This window comes from Microcystis sp. LE19-41.2A (assembly GCF_027530405.1).
GTDB classification, from domain to species: Bacteria; Cyanobacteriota; Cyanobacteriia; order Cyanobacteriales; family Microcystaceae; genus Microcystis; species Microcystis aeruginosa.
Window position 1 is genome coordinate 1 of the sequence record NZ_JAPZQJ010000357.1, and the last position, 1,168, is coordinate 1,168.

Below are 1,168 nucleotides of genomic sequence, written 5' to 3' on the forward strand. Positions count from 1 at the left end.
ACCCCACACCCTACACCCCACACCCCACACCCCACACCCCACACCCCACACCTTACACCCCACACCCCACACCCCACACCCTACACCCCACACCCCACACCCTACACCCCACACCCCACACCCCACACCCCACACCCACTACCCCAATGCCCAATCAAGGTTGGATTTATCGAGATAAAATTAGCAAAAATCAGGCAGGATTAAGCTTATTAGCCTACTATACGGGCAAATATTGCCATTCTAGCCCAGAAGAATGGCTCGATCGCATTTTATCGGCAGCAATTCTAGTCAACGGTCGTCCCGCTTGCCCCGATACAGTCTTGGAAATCGGGCAGCAATTGACCTATCAGCGCCCGCCTTGGACAGAACCGGATGTACCGCTCTTTTTTGAGGTACTCTACGAGGATGCCGAGGTGTTAGTGGTGGCGAAACCTTCGGGATTACCGGTGTTAGCGGGGGGTGGATTTCTCGAACATACTCTTATCCATTTGGTACATCAGCATTATCCCGATGTCACTCCCTATCCGATTCATCGTCTTGGTCGCGGCACTTCGGGCATAGTCTTAATGGCGAAATCAAAGCCCGCTAGAGCTAAATTGAGTCAACAGATGCGAGAGGGGAAAATTACCAAAATATATCGAGCTTTAGTGGGTCGGGGCGACATACCGGATAACTTTACTATTAATCAAGCGATCGGGAAAATCGCCCATCCCATTTTAGGCCATGTTTACGGTGCGCTCACAGATGGGTTATCGGCCCGCAGTGATGGTCGAGTCTTAAAAAAACATCCCGATAGTACCCTATTAGAAGTAAGAATTTTTACGGGCAGACCCCATCAAATTCGCATTCATCTGGCCTTTTTTGGCTATCCTTTAATCGGTGATCCATTGTATGGTCTGGGGGGATTACCGCGACCGGATGCAGTCCCGGGAGATTGTGGTTATTATCTCCATGCCAATCAAATCGTTTTTAATCATCCCAGTACAGGGGAAAGAATCTCTATTTGTTGTCCAGCGCCGCCGGAATCAGTTATCAGTTATCAGTTATCAGTTATCAGTTCACTGAGAAAACTCCCCACACCCTACACCCCCCCCCCCCCCCCCCCCACCCCCCCCCCCACCCCCGCCACCCCCACCCCCAACCCCCACCCCCCACACCCCCCCCCCCT

At 52.2% G+C, this 1,168-nt stretch carries 1 pseudogene; it reads left to right on the forward strand.

Going from position 1 to position 1,168, the window contains the following annotated elements:
* Positions 1 to 146 precede the first annotated feature (146 nt).
* A pseudogene (locus tag O9290_RS14475) lies at positions 147 to 1,052 on the forward strand (RluA family pseudouridine synthase); the annotation flags it as partial.
* Positions 1,053 to 1,168: the final 116 nt, after the last annotated feature.